The 12903-nt window shown below is 46.2% G+C and carries 10 protein-coding genes; 1 reads left to right on the forward strand and 9 read right to left on the reverse strand.

The annotated features are described in order from the left end of the window. Positions 1–51: 51 nt before the first annotated feature. The 9 genes from QD47_RS13685 to ilvB all read right to left on the reverse strand — a co-directional run bounded on the left by QD47_RS13685 (position 52) and on the right by ilvB (position 11839). Entirely contained in the window at positions 52–2193 is a 2142-nt protein-coding gene (locus tag QD47_RS13685; RefSeq protein WP_044646660.1) for a putative bifunctional diguanylate cyclase/phosphodiesterase, read from the reverse strand. Positions 2194–2534: 341 nt separating this feature from the next. Then, a complete protein-coding gene (locus QD47_RS13690) occupies positions 2535–3638 on the reverse strand; it encodes an ATP-binding protein (protein WP_044646661.1) in 1104 nt (367 codons plus the stop codon). 342 nt (positions 3639–3980) lie between these two features. Then, a complete protein-coding gene (locus QD47_RS13695; RefSeq protein WP_007429530.1) occupies positions 3981–4397 on the reverse strand; it encodes a hypothetical protein in 417 nt (138 codons plus the stop codon). Positions 4398–4661: 264 nt separating this feature from the next. Continuing rightward, positions 4662–5201 (reverse strand): peroxiredoxin, encoded by a 540-nt coding sequence (locus tag QD47_RS13700; RefSeq protein ID WP_014280569.1) that lies wholly within the window; start codon positions 5199–5201, stop codon positions 4662–4664. Positions 5202–5503: 302 nt separating this feature from the next. Further along, positions 5504–6580, reverse strand: a complete 1077-nt coding sequence (gene leuB, locus QD47_RS13705; RefSeq protein ID WP_044646662.1) for a 3-isopropylmalate dehydrogenase — start codon at positions 6578–6580, stop codon at positions 5504–5506. A gap of 204 nt (positions 6581–6784) precedes the next feature. Further along, positions 6785–8326, reverse strand: coding sequence for a 2-isopropylmalate synthase (locus tag QD47_RS13710; protein WP_044646663.1), 1542 nt, complete (start codon positions 8324–8326; stop codon positions 6785–6787). A gap of 124 nt (positions 8327–8450) precedes the next feature. Next, entirely contained in the window at positions 8451–9443 is a 993-nt protein-coding gene (gene ilvC / locus QD47_RS13715) for a ketol-acid reductoisomerase (protein ID WP_014280566.1), read from the reverse strand. 163 nt (positions 9444–9606) lie between these two features. Further along, complete coding sequence (gene ilvN / locus QD47_RS13720) at positions 9607–10092, reverse strand: acetolactate synthase small subunit (RefSeq protein ID WP_044646664.1); 486 nt, start codon at positions 10090–10092, stop codon at positions 9607–9609. A gap of 1 nt (position 10093) precedes the next feature. After that, positions 10094–11839 (reverse strand): biosynthetic-type acetolactate synthase large subunit, encoded by a 1746-nt coding sequence (gene ilvB, locus QD47_RS13725; protein ID WP_044646665.1) that lies wholly within the window; start codon positions 11837–11839, stop codon positions 10094–10096. A 614-nt stretch (positions 11840–12453) separates the two neighbouring features. Between ilvB and QD47_RS13730 the strand changes: the two genes are divergently transcribed. Continuing rightward, entirely contained in the window at positions 12454–12894 is a 441-nt protein-coding gene (locus QD47_RS13730; RefSeq protein ID WP_044646666.1) for a GNAT family N-acetyltransferase, read from the forward strand. The last annotated feature ends 9 nt before the right edge of the window (positions 12895–12903 follow it).

The raw sequence follows: 12903 nt of genomic DNA on the forward strand, positions 1-12903 counted from the left end.
GAATCAGGATGTTATCTAGTATAACTTACCTGCCTGTAAATTGCAAGCAAACTACATACCATCCTGAACCAGCCAATTCATAGGTTTGCGTAAAAACAGGTTTTCAAAGGATTCTGCCGGAATGGGCCGACTGAAATAATAGCCTTGTCCCTCATGGCAATCCTGAGCCTGTAAAAATTGGAGCTGACCCTCATTTTCCACTCCTTCAGCCGTAACCTTCAGCTTCAAATGGTGGGCCATGGAGGCAATGGTCGACACAATAGCCGCATTTTTGCTGTCGACCAGCACCTCATTGACAAAGGAACGGTCAATTTTAAGTCGGTCAATCGGAAGATTTTTCAAATAATGCAACGAGCTATAGCCTGTTCCAAAATCGTCGATACTGATTGCAACGCCAATGGCCTTTATGTTTTTCAGTTGCTCAAAGGCCCGATCCTTATCAAAAGTCATACTCTCTGTAATCTCCAGCTCCAGGTAGCACGGCTCCAGTTCCGTGTAGGTCAAAATGCCCCGTACCACATCCACGAGCTTTTTTTGCTGAAATTGGCGCATGGATAAATTCACTGATATCGGGATCGGCTGGTACCCTGCCTTCTGCCAACTCTTGTTTTGCAGGCAAGCTTCCCGCAGCACCCATTCCCCCAAAGGCACGATCAGACCGCTTTCTTCGGCCACCGGAATAAAATCTCCCGGCATCACCATTCCGCGATGAGGATGATTCCAGCGCACTAGTGCCTCCAAGCTCGTCAGTTCACCGCTCTGCAAATGAACACGCGGTTGATACACCAGTGAAAATTCTTCATTTTCAAGCCCACGCCGCAAATCATTTTCCAATTGGAGCCTTTCCTGCGCACGCATCTGCATGACACTGGTATACCGCTGAAAATTCACTCCCTGCTCCTTGGCATTATGGACAGCGGTATCCGCATGCTGAATGAGCTGCTCACCCTGAGTGGCATCCAGTGGGTACAAAGCTATTCCCATACTCACCATCACATGATAATATTCACCATTAATATCAAAAGGCTGCTCAAATAACTTTACCATATCATCAATACGATTTTTCATGGCATCTATATCCTTGTAGCCCGTGAGAAGAAACGCAAACTCATCTCCGCCCATGCTGAAAACATCCTCGCCTTCACGGCAAAAATGCTCCAAGCGTTCGCCTACAACATAGAGCAAATAATTCCCTGCCGTATGCCCCAGCGAATCGTTAATAGTTTTGAATCGGTCAATATTCAGTATCAAAAGAGTTACCGTTTCATCGGGTTTTAATGAATTGCGCAGAGATTGCTCGAGACGTTGTGAAAGACGCCGACGATTCGGCAGCCCTGTGATATCGTCATAATAGGCTATGTAATTAAATTCAGATTCTGCCGCCTTCTTTTCCTGATATGGAACCAGGACCATTAGCCGAACCAAGCCGTTCAGCAGATCATAAAACGCAATAGCATTCATCAAAAGTCCCATAAGGTGATTTATATCACTCATTTGCCGGGAGGACAAATAAAACAACTGGCTCACGATACACAGCCCAATCCCGCGAAGCATAAGCAACATACCAAATTCCACTGGGAGATGTCGGGAATATTTTCGTGCACCCAAAATAAAATTGGATACAAGCAGAAACAGGATAACCCAGTTCAACATCCACCCCAGGTTGTCCATCTCATGTCTTACCCCCAGATCCGGTAAGTGCGACCCATATATCTGAATGGTCCCCAGGATCAGCAAAGTAAAACTTATACCTGTCCATAAAGCGGTTTTCTTGTATCCTGATTTGGCTTTTCTAAAGGGGAAGGAGCAAATGACTATAAGCATAATGGAGGTAAAGACACGGTTCACATAAAGAATCCACAGCGAAATACCCGGAGACAAAACAAAATCTGTCAGGCTAATAAAACTAAACGAGACGATATGAATAAGGTAAAGAAGACCAGTCACCAGAAATGTGGGCGCAATGAGAAGTCTCTGCCAGGATAACTGCTCCAGCAAAACCGACCAGGATTGATAAAAAATAGAGAAACAGATCGCCGCACAGACGAATCCTGCAATGGGGTATAGCAAGAAAAAAACATTATGGGAGTATAGCTTATTCAAAGTTACATGAAATAACTGAACCAAGACAAACAGAACTAGCGCAGCAATGCCGATGCCTATCGTTTTCTTTACTTCCAGCCGTGTACTCATTCAGCCTCTTCAGCCCCCTGCATATCGGAAATTCCGATCATCTAAGACGTTTGACAGCTTTGGAAGCCGTTTTTTAAGTCTTTAGTATCAAAAATAAATACGGATTATGGTACATAATAACATTTAATCTGTGAAAGGTGAATCATTTTTTAGTCTTATATTCATTATTTCATTTTCATATTTACGCAAATAAATAAGCTTACAGCACCAAAAAAGCGCATCATCTTTTCAGATCCTGCGCTCTATCCGGTCTTTTTCAAATGAGTGATACCTATACTCCAGTACTGTAGAACACAAAAGAATCAGTACATATCGCCCTCCTTTGTGAAAGGTCCAAAACACTAAACTACAGGAAGCGTGATTTTAAACTGTGTCCCCTTTCCATGTGTACTATCTACATGAATAAAGCCTCCGTGATTTTTGATGATCCGATAGCTCACTGCCAGTCCCAAGCCGGTACCGCTTTCTTTCGTTGTAAAAAATGGATCAAATAAACGTGATAATGTATTGTGATCCATTCCCAAACCGTTATCTTCAATGCAAATATGAACATACGAGCCTTCCAGCACTGTATGGATATCAATGCATCCCTTACGGTCTTCTCCGATACCTTCGATGGCATCCATTGCATTTTTGATCATATTGAGAATGACCTGCTTAATTTGCTTTACATCAATGGAAACCTTCATGAGCGTACTATTTTCATCCAGCGCGATCTGGCAACCCTTCATCAGCGCCTCGCTTTCGGTCAGCATCACAACCTCTTTCAGCAGACCCATCACAGGTACAGCGGTTTTTTGCGGAGCTGAAGGCTTGGACGAATTCAGAAACTCATAAATAATGTCATTCGCGCGATCTATCTCTGTCAAAATAATACGAGCATACTCATCTCTTCCCAGCTCCACCAGATGCGGCCGCAGTAATTGAATAAAACCCCGGATGGCGGTAAGCGGGTTACGGATTTCATGAGCAATCGAGGCGGAAATGCGTCCTAACATCGCGAGCTTGTCATTTTGATACGCCGTCTGCTCAATTTGCTTATAATCCGACACATCCTTGACACTGAACAAAAAATCGCCATCCATCTGATCCCCGTAGGTCACCGTAATCAACCAATGCCGGCCATACTCATCAATCAATTCATGATAGCGCTTTCTATGAAAGATGGTCTCTTTGTATATTCGCATAATTTTCTTCTTCTTAAATCGGCTTAACTCGGGATGATGCAAAATTTGCATCAAGTTGCGGCCTGCCAGCGAACTACGCGGCAGTTCCAGCAGTTTGGCCATTTGCACGTTAATAAAGGTCAGTACCCCGTCACTGTCAAACAGCATGATACCACTATCCAGGTTCTCCAGCACATTTTCATACTTGTTATTGGCGATCTGTGTGGAAGGACAAGCTCCCACGGTATCAAGCAAGGCTTCTTGGAATTCACTGATCATGCCAGGCTTCCCCCTTGTTTCGGAATGATAAACTGGCCGTATCGGACGCTTAACATTTTTTGAAGAAGAGAAAGACATCATCTATCGACTACCCTTCAACGGTTAGAAAACAGATTCACAAAATCCCGGTCATCTCTTTCCAATTGAGAGTCTAATTTTATGATAGACAAGACTTAGGATTCCAGTCAATCGGAAAAAGTGTCGAATTAACATTTTTATCCTGTTTTCTTTCGTCATAATATCTGCGCAACATAACCAAAAACGAAATAATAAGTTAGGAATAAGCGCCCTACACACCAAAGAAGCTCTCTAGGTGTGAGAGCTTCTTTGGTGTGTAGGATGTCAACTGCCGCTCTTATTATGCTGAAGCCGAGAGCGTCTCTGGCTCATAACAGCCAGTCTTCTCTTGAGCTCTCCCTGCCATTTTTCATCGTTCATCTGTTTTGCTACCATCAATAAATCCAGAGACATGTCAATTTGGCGCTTCACAATTTCAAACGCATCTTCACTCTCTCGATTCACACAATTCTCAAATATCGTATCATCATCTTCCATGACGTAGTCCTGAAAATCAATCTCGCTTGCCCCGTCTCCATGTGCATACTCCGCCAAAATTTCATACTCATTCTCGACTTTATAATGGACCTCAATGCGACGACATACCGGGCAAAACAGCAAAGGAACATTATGAACTTGGGTGCGGTAATGCTTCAGCGTTCCCTTGGTTCCTACCATGCTTGCTCCACAGCAATAACTCATCCGGGCTCAGCCTCCTCTGAACAAAACCTGTTCCGCCTTGTTTATCCTCTATGTTACCTTATTCGCTTTCACCAGTCGAAATTCCTCCAAAACACAGTAACATTTCCACAATTATTTCTTATTTCACCCTGTACTGTTCACTTCAAGCACACATAATATAAAATCTTTTCCTGCACAACATAGGCAAGCAAGCCCCCAATGTCGGTAAAAAACCGCTTGTTGGGGGCTTGCAAGTTTAATGTTCAACTTCTTCTGAAGTTTGTATTACAGATTCTTGTCGCCTGGTTTCCAGTTCATTGCGCACAAGCCGCCAGATTGCAAAGCTTGCAGTACACGCAATGTTTCTTCTACACTACGACCTACGTCGTTGTGGTTAACCACTTGATATTTCAATTCGCCTTCAGGATCAATGATGAACAAGCCGCGCAATGCAACTCCTTCTTCTTCGATCAGAACGCCATAATCGCTTGCTGTTTTTTTAGTGATATCAGAAGCCAACGGGAAGTTCAGTTTGCCCAATCCGTTGTTTTCTTTAGCTGTGTTGATCCATGCTTTGTGGCTGTGTACGGAGTCTACACTGATACCCAGAATTTCAGTATCCAGCTCTTTAAATTGGTCAGCAGCATCGCTCAATGCTGTGATTTCTGTTGGGCACACAAAAGTGAAATCCAGTGGATAGAAGAAGAATACGAGCCATTTGCCACGGTAATCAGAAAGCTTCACCGAACCAAATTCTTGACCGTCTCCAGTCACTGTTTCCAATGCAAAATCAGGTGCGGGTCTTCCTACCAATCTTTCTGCCATAATATGAAATCCTCCTTTTAAAATATGTAAGAAAAACATCAAATGTGTTTTCCTCAATCATCTGTATTGTATTAAAACAACCTACTTGATAAATGTTATCATTCGCAGAAATCAAAGTCAATATTGTAACCATTACTTTTTTAGAATTACTTTAAACTAGCTTTTAAAAAATTCACAATTTATACACATTCATCAGGTTGTACACTTCCGGATATAACAGCAGCCCCTGATGGCTCAGGAGCTGCTATATCATGCACTTGCTGTATAATCAGCTACCTTATTTCAAGGAAGCCGCTAAGCTTTTATCGAATAGCCGCTGCGATCAAATCACCCATTTGTGTTGTCGAGATGGCCTTGGATTTATCCACCGCGATATCGGCTGTGCGATGTCCGGCATCCAGTACCTCTGCTACCGCCTTCTCAATGGCGTCAGCAGCTTTCTCATATCCGAAAGTCATACGGAACATTAAAGCAACGGACAGGATCGTAGCAATCGGATTAGCAAGTCCTTGACCCGCAATGTCCGGTGCTGAGCCGTGAACCGGCTCGTACAGACCGAAGCTGCCTTCTCCGAGAGAAGCAGAGGACAGCATACCAATGGAACCAGTCAGCATAGCCGCTTCGTCACTAAGGATATCGCCGAACATATTTTCCGTCACGATGACGTCAAAGCTGGACGGGCGACGCAGCAATTGCATTGCGCAGTTATCAACCAGCACATGCTCCAGCTCAACATCCGGATAGTCCACAGCGACCCGGTTAACCACTTCGCGCCACAAACGGGAAGTTTCCAGCACATTGGCCTTGTCGACTGATGCAAGCTTTTTGCGACGCTTCTGTGCAATTTCGAAAGATTGGCGAACAATGCGCTCCACTTCCGTTACATTATATGCGCATGTATCGACAGCTTCCTCACCCTGTGGGCTTTCACGTCTGAACTTCTCACCGAAGTAGATGCCACCTGTCAGCTCGCGCACAACGATGAGATCCGTACCTTCCAGCACTTCAGGTTTCAGTGTCGATGCGTCCTTGAGACAATCGAAGACGACAGCCGGACGAAGATTCGAGAACAGGCCCAGCTCTTTGCGTATACCCAGCAGTCCTGTTTCAGGGCGAAGCTCCTTCGGATTGTTATCCCACTTGGGACCACCTACGGCTCCCAACAGTACGGCATCTGCAGATTGGCAGACAGCCAGCGTTTCTTGCGGCAATGGTGTACCCTTCTCATCAATGGCGATTCCACCGAACAGTGCATGCTCCGTTTCAAATGAATGGCCAAACACTTCCTCCGTACGCTTCAAAATTTTCTCTGCCTCAGCGACCACTTCCGGTCCGATTCCGTCCCCAGCTATTACCGCAATCTTTTTCACGTCTGCCATCACGTACACTCCTCTTGTTTTACAGCCTTACGGGCGTATTATTCATACCTTCTTTGTAACATACATGACAGGGCTTTGACCAAGATATAGAATCTATCAATTTAATAGGCTTAGCCTATAAGCTAAAAATCTGTAGTAAGACAAAACAAAACAGGACCGGAAATACCCGATCCTGTAAACTCCAAATTGCTTGATTCGCAACCCTTAGGACTTGTAATCTACACGATTGCTGTAGTTTTTACGCTTGTCGATCAAGCCATTCAATGCATCCACATAAGCGCGGGCACTTGCTTCCAGAATGTCAGTGCTTACCCCACGTCCCTGTACAGACAGATCGTTTTGGGTCAACACGACATGCACTTCACCCAGAGCATCCTTACCTTGGGTAACAGACTTGATCGAGTAATCCGAAAGAACGACTACCTCGCTGCTGGCTTGGTCAATCGCATTGTAAATCGCATCGACCGAGCCGTTCCCTTCAGCTTCCGTCTCAATAACCTGACCTTCGTCGGTAACCAAACGTACCTTGGCGGAAGGTGTAGCCTCGTTGCCATAGGTTACGAAAATCGTTTCCAGCTTGAAGACTTCCGGTGAATCGGCCAGTTTTTCTTCCAGTAGCGCCAGAATATCATCATCCGATACTTCTTTCTTCCTGTCAGCCAAATCCTTGAACTGTCCGAAAGAGCGGTTCAGCTCCTCTTCGCTCAATTCATAGCCCAGTTCGATCAAACGTTCGCGGAAAGCATGGCGACCGGAATGCTTGCCCAGTACCAGCTTGCTTTCCTTCAGACCAATACTTTCCGGTGTCATGATTTCGTAGGTCGTTTTTTCCTTCAACATGCCATCCTGGTGAATACCCGATTCATGCGCAAAAGCATTCGCTCCAACAATCGCCTTGTTGCCTGGCACGACCATACCCGTCAGACGGCTGACCAACCGGCTCGTACGTGCAATCTCGGACAGTTGCAGAGACGTTTTGGCCTGGAAAAATTCCTGTCTCGTCTCCAGCGCCATTGCAATTTCCTCAATAGCGGTATTTCCGGCGCGTTCACCGATACCGTTAATGGTGCCCTCAATCTGATCCGCCCCGTTCAGGATCGCAGCCAGTGTATTGGCCGTAGCCATTCCCAGGTCGTTGTGGCAATGTGCGCTCAGTTGAACCTTTTCCACATCAACCACATTTTCCTTAATATGCTTGAAAATGTTGCCGTATTCATAAGGTGTCAAGTAACCCACGGTATCCGGAATATTGACGACAGACGCGCCTTCCTGTACAGCCATGGTGACCATTTCCACTACAAAATCAAGCTCTGTACGACCTGCATCCTCCAGAGAAAACTCTACCTTGGGCAAATATTTTAACCCGTAACGAATGGCTGAACGGGCAGTCTCCAATACCTGTGCCTTCTCCATCCGCAGCTTATGCTGACGGTGAATCGGAGAAGTTGCCAAAAAAATATGGATACATGGGTCCTGAGCTCCCTTAAGTGCCTCGCGGACCGCATCAATATCCTGTTCCCTCGCACGTGAAAGGCCAATAACCGTTGAATTTTTGACAGCCTTGGCGACTGCATTGACAGCAGCCAGGTCACCCGGAGAAGCAGCCGGAAAGCCAGCTTCCATACGGTCAATTCCCAGTTTCTCCAACTGGTAGGCGATCTCTACTTTCTCACGGGTATTCAAGTTCACACCTGGTGACTGTTCTCCGTCTCTCAACGTTGTGTCAAATATATATATTTTGCGCAACCTAACGCACCTCCCTCAGGATAGAAGCATTAAATTACAATGCGGCTCACGCAATAAGCAGGGCCGCATTGTAAGATTACCTTATAAATGAATCATGTTTTCGAACTCGTTTCACAAAAAAATCTTATTTTTTGATCCAGTGCATCATTTCGCGCAATTGTCCGCCCACCACTTCAATCGGATGGTTAGCTTCATTACGGCGAGTAGCCGTCAGGAATGCACGTCCGGATTGATTTTCAAGGATAAAGTCACGAGCAAATTTACCTTGTTGAATGTCAGTCAATACGTCTTTCATTGCTTTCTTCGTATCTTCTGTTACGATACGTGGTCCAGTTACATAGTCGCCATATTCCGCTGTGTTACTGATGGAATCGCGCATTGTTGCCAATCCGCCTTCATACATCAGGTCAACGATCAGTTTTAGCTCATGCAAGCATTCGAAGTAAGCCATCTCAGGAGCATATCCTGCTTCAGTCAGCGTTTCAAAACCTGCTTTAACGAGTGCGCTCACGCCGCCACACAATACCGCTTGCTCACCGAACAGATCCGTTTCCGTTTCTTCACGGAAGGAGGTTTCGATCACGCCTGCACGTGTACAGCCAATACCCTTGGCATAAGCAAGACCGATTTCTTTCGCTTGACCTGTTGCATCCTGCTCGATTGCGATCAGACCTGGTACGCCAAAGCCTTCTACATAGGTACGACGTACCATATGTCCTGGGGATTTTGGAGCAACCAGCAATACATCGCTATCTTTAGGAGCAACGATTTGTCCGAAATGAACGTTGAAACCATGGGAGAATAAAAGAGCTGCGCCTTTTTTCAGGTTAGGTTCAATTTCATTTTTGTACACAGAAGCTTGTGTTTCATCCGGCAACAAAATTTGAACCACATCTGCACGGCTCGTTGCATCAGCCACGTTCAGAACTTCAAAACCGTCGTTTCTTGCAACATCTGCCGATTTGCCTTCACGCAAACCGATAACAACATTCAGACCACTATCACGCAAGTTTTGTGCTTGAGCATGTCCTTGGCTACCGTAACCGATAACGGCAACCGTTTTTCCTTTCAATACGCTGAGCTCTGCATCTTTTTCGTAGTACGTTGTAACTGCCATGGTTAATTTCCTCCTTTTAATTGGACCCTTCATAATGAGCGGGTACTCCAAGAGACTCTGCCTCGTTACCAAAACTTGAAAATCTCTTCGAGCCCCCGCTCTTATGAGGGCGGTTCTTTATTGATGTAATGCGCTATAAGCGGTAATTCGTTAAAGCTCCGTATTAAGCATTGCCACGTATCATGGCTGTAACCCCGGTTCGGGTCAGCTCACGAATACCGTAAGGCTTCAATAACTCGATCATGGCATCAATTTTTCCGGTATCACCAATGACCTGAACAATCAAGCTCGTCGTTCCAACATCAACTACGGCTGCTCTGAACGTTTCCACGACGCCCATAATTTCTGGCCGCTGAGGTGGTTCTGCCTTCACCTTAATCATCGCCAACTCCCGCGCAACCATCGGCTTGGAGCTAAGATCAATAACCTTGATTACATCAACCAACTTGTAAAGCTGCTTCTCGATCTGCTCCAGATTGTTCTTATCTCCTATAGTCACAATGACCATACGGGATAATCCAGCTTCCTCCGATTGACCCACGGTAATGCTCTCAATGTTAAAACCACGGCGACCGAACAGGCCGGACACACGCTGCAAAACGCCGGGATGATCATTTACCAGTACAGCAATGGTATTTTTAATCGTCATTTTACTCGTCCCCCATCAGCATTTGATCAATCGTCGAACCTTGCGTCACCATCGGATATACATTCTCTTCCTTGCTGACCACAAACTCGACAACGACCGGTCCGGGTGTATCAAGCGCCTCCTGCCAAGCCCGACGTGCCTCTTCCTTATTCGTAGCACGCAGTCCTTTTACGCCGTATGCCTCAGCCAGTTTCACAAAATCCGGGCTTCCGGCCAGATCAATATGGCTATAGCGATTGTCATAGATCAATTCCTGCCATTGTCGAACCATTCCCAGCACCTGATTGTTGATGATTACGATTTTGACCGGGATGTTATTGATTGCACAAATGGCCAGCTCCTGCGAACACATCTGCATGCCGCCGTCTCCGTTAATCGAGATAACCAGTCTGTCGGGATTTGCCATCTGAGCGCCGATCGCGGAAGGGAAACCAAATCCCATCGTGCCCAGCCCACCGGAAGTTACCCATGAGCGCGGCTGATTAAATTTATAATACTGCGCCGCCCACATTTGATGCTGACCCACGTCCGTCGTTACGATTGCGCCGCCTTTGGTCGTTTCATCCAGCAGCTCGACAACCCATTGTGGCTTAAGCACTGTATCCGAATCCTTATAAGAATAAGGCTTCTCATTTTTCCATTGTTGAATTTGCGCTCTCCATGCATCCGCTCGATTCGTGCGTTTCACATCCTGATTCAGCAATTCCAGTACCGCTTTCACATCGCCTACAATCGGAATGTCTGTCGGTACGTTTTTACCGATTTCAGCAGGATCGATATCAATATGGACGATTTTGGCGTGAGGAGCAAAGCCGTCCAGCTTGCCTGTCACCCGGTCATCAAAGCGGGCACCGATACAGATTAGCAAATCCGACTGTTGAATCGCCAGATTGGAGGTGTACGTTCCGTGCATCCCCGGCATTCCCGTCCACAGTTCATGACCACTTGGGAAACCGCCCAATCCCAGCAATGTTGTCGTAATCGGAATTTCCGTTTTGCGAACAAACTCGTAAAGTGCCTCGTGTCCGCCGGAGTATACAACCCCACCACCTGCCAGAATAAATGGGCGTTCCGCTTCAGTAATAGCCTGAGTCAGCTTGTCTAGCTGAATTTTGTTTGGTAATACCTTCGGGTTATAACCTCGCATGGTCACAGGTCCCGTTTGCGGAACAAATAGCGTTTGGGCTGCCGATATATCCTTCGGAATATCAATCAGTACCGGACCCTTGCGGCCCGTGTTGGCAATATGGAACGCCTCATGAATGATTCGCGGCAGATCCTCTACATCTCTTACTAGATAGCTGTGCTTCGTAATCGGCATCGTGATTCCCGTGATATCGGCTTCCTGGAAAGCGTCCGTGCCGATCAGGGAAGATACAACGTTACCCGTGATGACCACTAACGGCACCGAATCCATAAAAGCCGTCGCAATGCCGGTTACCAGGTTGGTTGCTCCAGGTCCGGAAGTCGCGATACAGACGCCGACTTTACCGCTGGCACGTGCGTAACCATCTGCCGCGTGAATGGCTCCCTGCTCGTGACGGGTGAGGACATGCTTGAAATCCTCAAAGCCGTACATGGCATCATAAATGTAAAGCACTGCACCACCGGGGTATCCGAAGACACAATCTACTCCCTCCAGCAACAGGCTACGAAGCAAAATTTCCGAACCTGTAATCACTTCAGGTTTCATCCACTTTTCACGTAATTCATCGGTTGACCGAACTTCAGGAATTTGTGCACTCATTGGTCATCCTCCTTTACAAAATTTACATACATCTGACATTTGTAAAAACAAAAAAACCTTCCATCCCTAGAACAGACTTGCTGTTACTGAGGGACGAAAGGCTATAGCTTCCGTGGTACCACCCGTATTTGCCCGATATTTCGCAATATCGAACCTTGGCAGGTACAGAAATCACAAAGGATCTCCATATCTGGCGTCTGTAACGTAGACCGTACGATTTTCCCTAATAGGTGATTCAGCGCACCGCTAAATATCATCGGGCCCAAATACTTTTCAGGAAAACAGCTCCAAGGTGAGCTCGTTAAAAAGGGATTTTGGTGAAGCTTGCAGCTAATGCCTCACTCTCTGAACAAAAGAGCCCTAATCACTTCGTCCTTTTCATTGCCGTTGAGTTCATGTCATTCTTTCAAATGTTTAGACACATTATATGTCCCCCATCTGGGATAGTCAATACCCAGATTTCATAAAAATTTATGTTTTTTCTCCGGGGTACCTCTGAGTCGCACGCTTCCATGAGGTATCCGCATATTATAAAAAAGACCACACAGCGAGACTGTGCGCACCTCCAAAGCTGCGTCTTGCCTTGCTAAAAGGGTGGAAAAGGAGGCCCGCTTATGATCCGCAAACGCAGCGCTCAGGATGACCGCATGATCCTTCGACTGATCGAGCAAGAGCTTGTTCCCCTATCGCATTTAAGCGCACAAGAAATGGATCAAATTCGTAAAGAATTACCCCGGCGCTTAAACCGGGGCATCACTTTTGTCGCTTGCAGGCCGGATAATGCACAGCCTGTCGGCTTCATTCATGTCATGCTGCATGGAGAGCTGCTGTATATTGATTTAATCGCAATCTCTTCGTCTCATCAAGGCCAGCGCTACGGAATAAAACTGCTGGAGCATGCCGAGCAATATGGGCGACTACGACGCTGCAAGCGGGCAAAAGTCATGGTAGACGAAGACAATATCCGTGGAATCCGCTTTTATCTGCGCAACCAGTACCAAATGCTACGATACGTCTCCCTGAGCCGATGCCATGAACTTGAAAAGGCATTGTGAAAATGTACC

This window comes from Paenibacillus terrae (genome assembly GCF_000943545.1).
Lineage (GTDB): Bacteria > Bacillota > Bacilli > Paenibacillales > Paenibacillaceae > Paenibacillus > Paenibacillus terrae_A.

Coding starts and splice junctions, on each gene's coding strand:
- ilvC (WP_014280566.1), bottom strand. CDS start 9,443: ATGGCAGTTACAACGTACTACGAAAAAGATGCAGAGCTCAGCGTATTG.
- QD47_RS13700 (WP_014280569.1), bottom strand. CDS start 5,201: ATGGCAGAAAGATTGGTAGGAAGACCCGCACCTGATTTTGCATTGGAA.
- QD47_RS13685 (WP_044646660.1), bottom strand. CDS start 2,193: ATGAGTACACGGCTGGAAGTAAAGAAAACGATAGGCATCGGCATTGCT.
- ilvB (WP_044646665.1), bottom strand. CDS start 11,839: ATGAGTGCACAAATTCCTGAAGTTCGGTCAACCGATGAATTACGTGAA.
- leuB (WP_044646662.1), bottom strand. CDS start 6,580: ATGGCAGACGTGAAAAAGATTGCGGTAATAGCTGGGGACGGAATCGGA.
- QD47_RS13730 (WP_044646666.1), top strand. CDS start 12,454: ATGATCCGCAAACGCAGCGCTCAGGATGACCGCATGATCCTTCGACTG.
- QD47_RS13690 (WP_044646661.1), bottom strand. CDS start 3,638: ATGATCAGTGAATTCCAAGAAGCCTTGCTTGATACCGTGGGAGCTTGT.
- ilvN (WP_044646664.1), bottom strand. CDS start 10,092: ATGACGATTAAAAATACCATTGCTGTACTGGTAAATGATCATCCCGGC.
- QD47_RS13695 (WP_007429530.1), bottom strand. CDS start 4,397: ATGAGTTATTGCTGTGGAGCAAGCATGGTAGGAACCAAGGGAACGCTG.